The 8,906-nt window shown below is 41.9% G+C and carries 7 protein-coding genes, 2 tRNA genes and 2 pseudogenes; 7 read left to right on the top strand and 4 right to left on the bottom strand.

What is annotated here, in order from left to right; genetic code table 11:
* Nucleotides 1-102: pseudogene (locus tag B2W49_RS06665) on the top strand (IS5/IS1182 family transposase); the annotation flags it as partial.
* Between the two features lie 152 nt (nucleotides 103-254).
* On the opposite strand, the gene B2W49_RS06660 reads toward B2W49_RS06665, so the two are convergent.
* Nucleotides 255-344 (bottom strand) — tRNA-Ser (locus B2W49_RS06660).
* A gap of 129 nt (nucleotides 345-473) precedes the next feature.
* Nucleotides 474-2,507: an NADPH-dependent 2,4-dienoyl-CoA reductase gene (locus tag B2W49_RS06655; protein ID WP_291336520.1), complete on the bottom strand. Its 2,034-nt coding sequence runs from the start codon at nucleotides 2,505-2,507 to the stop codon at nucleotides 474-476.
* A 361-nt stretch (nucleotides 2,508-2,868) separates the two neighbouring features.
* Here B2W49_RS06655 and argG point away from each other — a divergent pair, with 361 nt between their 5' ends.
* A complete protein-coding gene (argG, locus tag B2W49_RS06650) occupies nucleotides 2,869-4,212 on the top strand; it encodes an argininosuccinate synthase (RefSeq protein WP_291336518.1) in 1,344 nt (447 codons plus the stop codon).
* Between the two features lie 114 nt (nucleotides 4,213-4,326).
* Here argG and B2W49_RS06645 read toward each other — a convergent pair whose 3' ends face one another.
* On the bottom strand, nucleotides 4,327-5,586 hold the full coding sequence (locus B2W49_RS06645) for a GGDEF domain-containing protein (protein ID WP_291336516.1): 1,260 nt from the start codon (nucleotides 5,584-5,586) through the stop codon (nucleotides 4,327-4,329).
* Between the two features lie 196 nt (nucleotides 5,587-5,782).
* Here B2W49_RS06645 and pyrC point away from each other — a divergent pair, with 196 nt between their 5' ends.
* The 5 genes and pseudogenes from pyrC to B2W49_RS06620 form a co-directional block, all read left to right on the top strand.
* On the top strand, nucleotides 5,783-6,817 hold the full coding sequence (gene pyrC / locus B2W49_RS06640; RefSeq protein ID WP_291336514.1) for a dihydroorotase: 1,035 nt from the start codon (nucleotides 5,783-5,785) through the stop codon (nucleotides 6,815-6,817).
* Complete coding sequence (gene rnt, locus B2W49_RS06635) at nucleotides 6,802-7,464, top strand: ribonuclease T (protein ID WP_291336512.1); 663 nt, start codon at nucleotides 6,802-6,804, stop codon at nucleotides 7,462-7,464. Before pyrC ends, rnt begins: the two co-directional genes overlap by 16 nt.
* Nucleotides 7,465-7,678: 214 nt before the next feature.
* Nucleotides 7,679-7,816, top strand: coding sequence for a hypothetical protein (locus B2W49_RS06630; protein WP_291336510.1), 138 nt, complete (start codon nucleotides 7,679-7,681; stop codon nucleotides 7,814-7,816).
* 173 nt (nucleotides 7,817-7,989) lie between these two features.
* Nucleotides 7,990-8,065, top strand: a tRNA-Glu gene (locus B2W49_RS06625).
* A 110-nt stretch (nucleotides 8,066-8,175) separates the two neighbouring features.
* Nucleotides 8,176-8,634 (top strand): annotated as a pseudogene (locus B2W49_RS06620) (amino acid permease); the annotation flags it as partial.
* A gap of 24 nt (nucleotides 8,635-8,658) precedes the next feature.
* Here B2W49_RS06620 and B2W49_RS06615 read toward each other — a convergent pair.
* Nucleotides 8,659-8,906: transposase domain-containing protein (locus tag B2W49_RS06615; protein ID WP_291334089.1), on the bottom strand; the 248-nt coding region annotated here is incomplete at its 5' end.

Below are 8,906 nucleotides of genomic sequence, written 5' to 3'. Positions count from 1 at the left end.
AGATTTAGAATACTAAGTGAACGCTATCGAAATAGACGAAAAAGATTCGGTTTACGCATTAACTTAATCGCTGCACTGGTAAACCGGATGAACTTGCAATAACGACTTTCGCAAGAGGTCTACTATATTCCTTAATCTTCCAAATACCACCAAAAGAAATCAATCCAATCCAAAATTTGATGAGGGGTAGGTTGAGGGGTAAAACTACAGACAAAAAATAAGCCCTTGCAAATACAAGGGCTTATCTTAAAATTTGGCGGAAGCGGTGAGATTCGAACTCACGGAGGAATCACACCCTCGTCGGTTTTCAAGACCGGTGCATTAAACCGCTCTGCCACGCTTCCATGTGCGCCATGATACGAAGCTTTTGATTTGATGACAAGCAAAAAATTCCTCGTCAGCACTCAAGTGAATATTGTTTCACCAAATCAATGCTAAAGCTCATCAAAACAACAGCATAGCCACCTCACTTTTTAAAGTTTAGCAGCTAATTCTGCCCCTTCACGAATCGCACGTTTTGCATCTAACTCTGCAGCAAGCTTTGCCCCACCAATAATATGATAATTAGCCAAAGTATTTTCATCTGCCGCAGGCATTAAATCTTTAACTGATTCTTGCCCCGCACAGACTACAATGCTATCTACACGTAACAATTGGTCTTGACCTGCCATTTCAATCCACAAGCCTTCATTGCTAATAGCTTTATATTGCACACCACGTAGCATACGCACTGCATGTTTTTTTAACTGTGCGCGGTGTACCCACCCTGAAGTTTTACCCAAACCAGCACCCAAAGCCGTCGTTTTACGTTGCAATAAATAAATTTCACGGATTGGGGGATGTACTTCTGGAGCACTCATGCCTCCTTCAGTCACATAATTAGGATTCGGATCGACACCCCATTCACGCTGCCATTCTGCCAAAGGTTGCGGTTGTGGCTGATGTTCAGGTTTCAGTAAAAACTCCGAAACATCAAAACCGATTCCACCTGCACCAATCACAGCAACTTTCCGTCCAACAGGTGCGCCACGTAATACTTGTGCATAAGACAATACTTGCGGTGCTTCGCTGCCTTCAATTTTTAGTGGACGTGGTACAACACCTGTTGCAATGACCACTTCATCAAAACCTTCACGTTCGAGTTGCTCGCGGTTGACTTTGGTATTTAAACGTAAATCGACCCCAGTTTTTTCAATTTGTACTTTAAAATAGCGAATGGTTTCATGAAATTCCTCTTTGCCCGGTACGACTTTTGCCAAGTTAAATTGCCCACCCACTTCATTGCTGGCTTCAAATAAAGTCACCTGATGCCCGCGACTGGCAGCAACTGTAGCGGCAGACATTCCAGCAACACCACCACCGACAACTGCAATACGCTTCGGTTGCTTGGTTTTTTCATAGACCAATTCAGTTTCATAGGCTGCACGCGGGTTGACCAAACAAGTCGCTCGTTGATTTTTAAAGGTATGATCTAAACACGCTTGGTTACAGGCAATACAGGTGTTAATTTCATTGACACGATTAGTCGCAGTTTTATTGACCCAGAATGCATCTGCCAATAATGGGCGTGCCATTTGAATCATATCGGCTTTACCCGCTGCCAAAATTTCTTCTGCAGTATCAGGCATATTAATACGGTTGGATGCAATTACAGGAATCTCAACGTGTTTTTTCACTTCTGCGGTGTAATCAACAAAAGCTGCACGTGGCACAGAAGTCACAATGGTCGGAATACGAGCTTCATGCCAGCCAATTCCAGTATTGAGTAAGTTCACACCCGCGTGCTCTAAGGCTTTTGCAACGGTAATCACTTCCTGCATAGTGTTGCCATCGTGGACTAAATCCAACATCGACAAACGGAAGCAGATAATAAATTTTTCGCCAACTTCAGCACGAATAGCTTTGACCACTTCCAAAGCAAAACGCATACGATTTTCAATTGCACCGCCCCATTGGTCTTCACGCTGATTCACATGACGGCTTAAAAACTGGTTCAACAAATAGCCTTCCGAACCCATAATTTCCACACCATCGTAGCCTGCCATTTTGGCTAAACTGGCTGTTTTTGCATAATCTTCAATGGTATTTAAAATTTGTCTTTCACTCATTTTACGAGGTTTAAATGGTGAAATTGGAGATTTAATCGGGCTTGCTGACACCACAAATGGATGATAGCCGTAGCGTCCTGAATGCAGAATTTGCATTAAAATTTTAGCGCCATGCTTATGTACTGCATGTGTCACCAGTCGGTGTGGCGCAACATCGCCCAATGTATTCATAGCCCCGCCCGCAGGCAATAACCAGCCTTGACGGTTAGGTGAAATACCACCCGTAATAATTAAACCCACGCCACCTTTAGCACGTTCGCCAAAATAAGCAGCCAGTTTTGGATAGTTATAAAAACGATCTTCCAAACCCGTGTGCATTGAACCCATCACAACACGGTTTTTAATGGTGGTAAATCCTAAATGTAATGGTTTTAGAATATTTGCATAGCGAGTTGTCATGATGAATCCTTATATAATGAGCTTTGCAACTTGTTGCATGAATACTTTAACCGATTTTTATAAACTGTTTATGACTCTAAAGTTCGACTGCGTGGCGCAAACGTCAATCTATAAACTATTCTTGGTGAAATGCCCTAAATAAAAGTGATTTTATTTTGCACCATCCAAATTTCGGGTTTTGTTATTCAATTTTTACACCAAGTTTGCCATTTCTAAATGAAAATTTAAGTCTGAACCTGATTTTTTTATCAAATGCGCTTTTTTAACGAAAACAAGCATTTTAAAGGGTGCTATAATTTTCAGTTTAGAATTTTCCTTGGCCACCAAATGTGGTGCCTATTTTAAAAAGTTAGGACTAGCAATGACTGATAATGCAACTATCTTGCAGAATGTACCAGTAGGCAAAAAAGTCGGTATCGCCTTTTCTGGTGGTCTAGATACTTCAGCTGCTTTATTGTGGATGAAGCAAAAAGGCGCTGAACCGTATGCGTATACAGCAAACTTGGGGCAGCCAGATGAAGATGACTATGATGCCATTCCAAAGAAAGCCGAAGAATATGGCGCGGTAAAAGCACGCTTGGTTGACTGCCGTTTGCAGTTGGCTTTGGAAGGTATTGCTGCCATTCAATGTGGTGCATTCCATATCAGCACAGGCGGTGTGCCTTACTTTAACACCACCCCGCTTGGTCGTGCAGTAACAGGTACGATGCTCGTGACTGCCATGAAAGAAGATGACGTCAACATCTGGGGTGATGGTTCAACTTATAAAGGTAACGATATTGAGCGTTTCTATCGGTATGGTTTATTGACCAATCCTGCGCTTAAAATTTATAAGCCATGGTTAGACCAAACCTTTATTGATGAGTTGGGCGGTCGTGCGGAAATGTCACAATTCCTCATCGACAATGGTTTTGACTATAAAATGTCAAAAGAAAAAGCGTATTCAACTGACTCAAACATGCTAGGTGCAACACACGAAGCGAAAGACCTTGAGTACCTAGATGCTGGCATCAAAATCGTTGATCCAATCATGGGCGTGGCGTTCTGGAAAGACGACGTTGAAATTCAACCCGAAGAAGTATCGATTACTTTTGAAGAAGGCTTCCCTGTTGCAATCAACGGTCAACGTATCGAAGATCCTGTTGAGTTCATTCTTGAAGCCAACCGTATTGGTGGTCGTCATGGTCTAGGTATGTCTGACCAAATTGAAAACCGTATTATTGAAGCGAAATCTCGCGGTATTTATGAAGCACCGGGTATGGCACTTCTACATATTGCTTATGAGCGCTTGGTTACCGGTATTCATAACGAAGACACGATCGAACAATACCGTATTAATGGTTTACGCTTAGGTCGTTTGCTTTACCAAGGTCGTTGGTTCGACTCTCAAGCATTAATGCTTCGTGAAACTGCACAGCGTTGGGTTGCGAAAGCTATCACAGGTACTGTGACTTTAGAACTTCGTCGTGGCAATGACTACACGATTATGAACACTGAATCTGAAAACCTCACTTATGAAGCTGAACGTTTAACGATGGAGAAAGGTGATTCAATGTTTACGCCAATGGACCGTATTGGGCAGTTAACGATGCGCAACTTGGACATTACCGATACACGCGCTAAATTAGGTATTTATACCAATTCTGGCTTATTGTCGATTGGTTCAGGGTCTGCAGTGCCACAATTGAAAGACAAAAACAAATAATCACTTGCTGATGATTTTTTGAAATCGAAAGCCGCTCAAATTGAGCGGCTTTTTTAGGTCTGTTTAAACATAAGCACTGGATAATTCAGACTAAATGAAAGCTGCGATAAAAACTTATACCACCTCTTCTACCTGCAAAGTGTGGTAATAAATTTGATTACGTCCCAACTGTTTTGCACGGTACAAGGCTTGGTCTGCTCGTTGCAAGAAGTCGCTTTTAAAAATTTCAGCCTCACCTTTGTAGACAGTAAAACCTAAACTGATTGTGACGTTACTGGAAACTAAAGATTGGCTATGTGGAATCGCCAAACGCTCAACCGCTTTAAAAATATTGGAAGCCACAGCATACGCACCATGTGCATCTGTTTCTGGCAATAACACCACAAATTCTTCGCCACCATAACGCGCGACAAAATCCATGTGACGAATCGAGTCTTTGATGGATTTGGCAATCGCTGAAATGACTTCATCTCCCTTTTGATGCCCATAATGATCGTTATATTTTTTAAAAAAATCGACATCGATAAAGAGTAAGGATAATGGCACTTCATCATGCCGTGCCTGTTCAAAATAGCTATCTAGCATTTCATCAAAGGTACGTCGGTTAGACACTTTGGTCAGCGCATCATGCTGACTTAAGTGCAACAACTCTTCGGCATGGATACGGTTAATTTTTTCACTGAGTCGAGCTTGGTGCATCACCAAAAAAATCATCCGCTCTCGGGTACACAGCATTTTGCTGATTAAAAAACCCATCACCGTACTGCCAACCAACACCCGCCCCATCACCATCGCATCAATTGGAATATGCAAGCTTAATAACATAATCATGGCAACCACTGCAGCCATTAACCCTGTCAGCAGCATGTGAAACGGCTTCACTCCCGTGAGTACAAAACCCATAATATAAATCATACTAATGATCATCATGGCTTGATATCTAAACACTTCGGTAAGCATGGTCATGGTCAGCCAAGTCATCGACACAATGGCCCAAAAAGTCAACGCCATGGCAGCATAAGCATAATACGGGCGCAAAATTTTATAATGGGCAAAAAAGAACAGGGTCAGTAAGCAAAATGCACCATTCACCAAACCTAGTAAGGAATGGATAAAGTCGTGTTTAAAAAAATTACGATCAATAAGCCAGTAATCCCCAGTAATGATCAGCACAGTGATAATAAAGTAGATGAGTACGCCCGACCAAAAATATTGGTTAATGTTATGCCGTGCTTGTTCAAGATGCTGTTGCCAAAATTCAACTTCCAGTTGTTTCGGAAAAACCTGCCCAGCACGTTTACGTTGACGTTTCATCAACTCTTCATTTTTTTCTTTGTCGTACTGTAGCTTGGCTAACTTATATTTGTATTCCATGGATGCTTTAAATTCCATTTAATCACGATTGTTGCACAGCAAAACTGTAACAGCCTGAATATAATTTTTTAGTGGTTTAAAAATAACACAATGTCGAAACAATTAATTCAGGCATTTCTATTTTTTATGGCTTTCAGCGTTACCATTTTAACATTTATAGATTATCATCTGTTTTATTTTTCAGACTGGCAGCGCCTTGAATACGATTACTCTTATCCAGCCAGATGACTGGCATGCTCATTTACGTGATGGTTTAGCACTACAACGTACTGTTCCCGATCTTGCCAAGCAGTTTTCACGCGCAATTTGTATGCCCAACCTTGTTCCGCCAGTAAAAACGGTAGAAGAAGCGGAAGCATATCGTGAACGCATCATGGCACACGTTCCAAAAGGTGTAAATTTTGATCCGCGTATGGTGTTGTATTTTACCGATCAAACCGCTCCTGAAGAAGTTAAGAAAATTAAAGCCTCTGCACATGTGAATGCCATTAAACTTTACCCTGCTGGCGCCACCACCAATTCAGACAATGGCGTGAGCGACATTCGTAAAGTATATGCGGTGATTGAGCAACTTGAAGAACAACAAGTGCCATTATTATTGCATGGTGAAGTCACGCACAATCATGTCGATATTTTTGACCGTGAAAAACGCTTCTTAGATGAAGTGCTTTCACCATTATTACAACAATTTCCAAATTTGAAATTGGTGCTTGAGCACATAACCACCTCTGAAGCAGCACAATTTGTTTTAGAACAAGGCCGTAATGTCGCAGCAACCATTACCCCGCAACATTTATTATTTAACCGTAATGATATGTTGGTGGGTGGTGTGAAACCACATTTCTATTGTTTGCCTATTTTAAAACGTCAAACCCATCAGCAAACCTTATTGGAAGTTGCGACTAGCGGAAATCCTAAGTTTTTCTTAGGGACAGATAGCGCACCGCACTCAAAAAATGCCAAAGAAAATGCATGTGGCTGTGCAGGCTGCTATAGTGCGCCTACGGCAATTGAGCTGTATGCACAAGCTTTTGATCAAGCTGGACGTATTGACCGCTTAGAAGGCTTTGCAAGCTTGTTTGGTGCAGATTTTTATGGTTTGCCGCGTAATACCAACACCATTACCTTGGTGAAAGAAGAGCAAATCATTCCAACCAGTTTAGACTACTTGGATGGTGAACAAATTATTCCGTTATATGCGGGTAAAACCATTCAATGGAGAAAAGTGTGACAGATACAACTTTGCCCGTTATGGGGCAACGTTTTCGTGGTTTCTTGCCTGTGGTGGTCGATGTGGAAACCGCAGGCTTTAACGCCCAAACTGATGCTTTGTTAGAAATTGCTGCCATTCCAATTATTTATGATGCGGAAGGGAAATTTGTACCCGGTGAAGCGTATCATGCGCATATCAACCCGTTTCAAGGGGCAAATTTAGACCGCCGCTCTTTAGACTTTATTGGGATTGATCCTTTCAACCCTATGCGAATGGCCATGGCTGAAGATGAAAAAACTGCGTTAAAACGAATTTTTAAATCGGTCAATGAAGTGCGTCGCCAACAAAATTGCACCCATGCCATTTTGGTCGGTCACAATGCGCATTTCGATTTAGGCTTTGTGCAAGCCGCCATTGCCCGCACAGGTACGAAGAACCAAAACCCATTCCACAGCTTTTCAGTGTTTGATACAGTGACTTTAAGTGCGGTGATGTTTGGTCAAACAGTGCTGGCAAAATCATGTATTCAGGCAGGTATTGAGTTTGATGGCAAAGAAGCACATTCAGCTTTATACGATACGCAAAAAACTGCAGAGCTGTTTTGTTTTATTCTGAATAAACTTGCACCGCACATGGTAGAGAACTTACTCAACCCAGATCAATAATACGATTGGTACTCAAACATTGAGATGTTTACAGGATGACAGACTGCGTTTGTCATCCTGTTTTCTTTTTATTGTTTTGGTTTTGATTCATGTTTTTCAACCACAAGGCTGAGCATCGAAATGTTTTTACTTAGAATCAGCTTTTATCCATGCAGTCTTTTGAGCTGACTTTGGTTATAATGGCAATATTCCAATTTGTGTTACTGATTCTGCCATGTTGAAAAAAATTGTATTGGTTTTGGTCATTCTCGCGCCTTCTGCGTTGTATCTTTATATAGTGAATCGTGAGCCTGCACAACCTGAACCAAGCACTCAACCCGCAGCTACACAAACAACAACCTCTGAAAAGTAATATCACCCCCCTGATCATTAAAATACTGCACAGCGTTCAAATATTTATACGGTGATTTATTACTTTTAAAGATGTATTATTTTTTAAACAAATAACAAATAGCGCGGCTGTTTTCTAGGATTCAGGTTTGACACTGTTGCGAAAAATTCATAATATACGCATCACCTCGCAACGTCCCTATCGTCTAGAGGCCTAGGACATCGCCCTTTCACGGCGGTAACCGGGGTTCGAATCCCCGTAGGGACGCCATTTATCGTGCTATACGATCATTTCTAATTCAAACATATTATTTTCAAGATTGCAGAATTGTAGTTTTTCTCTACAATACTTCGCTTCTTTTATTTTTTCTCCTATCACTTATGCAGTCATCCAATCATCAGAATGATGCTGTGCATCAAGGTCGTGCTGAGCCTTTAAAACGTGCAATGAGTACCCGCCATTTGGTTATGATTTCATTGGGCGGAGCCATTGGTACAGGTTTATTTCTTGGCTCAGGTGAAGTGATTGCACAAACAGGGCCTATTGGCGCAATTATCGCGTATATTTTTGGTGGTTTAATTGCCTACATGGTCATGCTGTGTTTGGGCGAACTTGCCGTACACTTGCCTGTTTCAGGTTCATTTGGTGCTTATGCCAAACAATATATTGGGCCTGGCACGGGCTACACCATCACTTGGTTGTATTGGCTCACGTGGTCGGTCACTTTAGGCACAGAATTTACCGCCGCCGCGTTGTTAATGCAGGAATGGTTCCCCCATATTTCCATGTGGATTTGGACACTGATTTTTGGTGGTGTCGTATTTAGTTTAAATGTAAGCGTCCGCTGAATCCCATACCAATTTTTAATTCAATTTAGGTTTCCAGCAGTGTGGCAGTAACTCTTCAATCTGGGTCACTTTATGTGTCGGTAACCTTTTCAGCACATCACTTAAATAGGCATACGGATCCAGCCCATTCAGCTTTGCTGACTGGATTAACGTCATGATGTTTGCCGCTCGCTGACCACTGCGCAGCGAACCTGCAAACAGCCAGTTCTTGCGCCCCAACGCCCAGGGACGCATCTGATTCTCGACCCAATTATTGCAAATAG

This window comes from Acinetobacter sp. UBA801 (genome assembly GCA_002296655.1).
Classification (GTDB): Bacteria; Pseudomonadota; Gammaproteobacteria; order Pseudomonadales; family Moraxellaceae; genus Acinetobacter.
The sequence above is the reverse complement of the archived record's forward strand: the minus strand, read 5'-3'. Positions and strand labels throughout refer to the sequence as shown.

Excerpts from the sequence above, each read along its gene's own strand:
- B2W49_RS06655 (WP_291336520.1), bottom strand. The coding sequence starts at position 2,507 with ATGACAACTCGCTATGCAAATATTCTAAAACCATTACATTTAGGATTT.
- B2W49_RS06645 (WP_291336516.1), bottom strand. The coding sequence starts at position 5,586 with ATGGAATACAAATATAAGTTAGCCAAGCTACAGTACGACAAAGAAAAA.
- rnt (WP_291336512.1), top strand. The coding sequence starts at position 6,802 with ATGGAGAAAAGTGTGACAGATACAACTTTGCCCGTTATGGGGCAACGT.
- B2W49_RS06630 (WP_291336510.1), top strand. The coding sequence starts at position 7,679 with ATGTTGAAAAAAATTGTATTGGTTTTGGTCATTCTCGCGCCTTCTGCG.
- argG (WP_291336518.1), top strand. The coding sequence starts at position 2,869 with ATGACTGATAATGCAACTATCTTGCAGAATGTACCAGTAGGCAAAAAA.